1 protein-coding gene is annotated in these 593 nt (G+C 68.3%); it reads right to left on the bottom strand.

Going from position 1 to position 593, the window contains the following annotated elements; translation table 11 throughout:
- On the bottom strand, window positions 1–590 hold a 590-nt coding region (locus HL658_RS36495), incomplete at its 3' end, for a transposase (RefSeq protein ID WP_343055448.1).
- Window positions 591–593: the final 3 nt, after the last annotated feature.

Here is a 593-nt window from a genome sequence, read left to right as displayed (position 1 = left end):
GCGACCACGGCGGCACGGGCTTCGCCGGCCGGTGTTCCCGGTTCCCGGCCGCTTGGCCGCTGGACGACCGCGAGAGCTGGCGTCTTCGTCGTGCGGGGATGGCCCTTGCGTCCTCGCCCCAGTTTGGGAGGGTTGGGATCACGGCGAGGCTTGGCGCCGAAATGGAACTCGTCGATCTCCACCGTCCCGCCCAGCGGATGGTCGCGCAGCACCAGAAGCCGCAGGACGTGGCCTATCCGCCATGCCGTCGGCTGGCTGACGCCCAGTGCTTCGGCCAGACGGATGGACGAGATGCCCTTGTCCGATTGCAGGATGAACCACAGCCCCATGAGCCAGGTCCGCAAGGGTAGCTTCGTTCCATGCAACGGGGTTCGCGTCGTCACAGTGAACTGGAAGCGGCAGTCCGGATTGCAGCACTGATAAAGTCCCGGCCGGGACCGTCGTCCCGTGTCGCGCCCCGCCAGGGTAATCGAGCGCCGCGAGCCGCAGGCCGGACAGAGCCGTCCGTTCGGCCACACCATCACCTCAACCAGCCGGCGGCACCGCGCCTCGTCGCGGAACGCTTCGGTCATCTCCGCCACGGTCCGAATGGC

Source organism: Azospirillum oleiclasticum (assembly GCF_013423485.1).
GTDB lineage: Bacteria > Pseudomonadota > Alphaproteobacteria > Azospirillales > Azospirillaceae > Azospirillum > Azospirillum oleiclasticum.
Note: the sequence above shows the minus strand (reverse complement) of the source record. Positions and strands in the feature narration are given on the sequence as shown.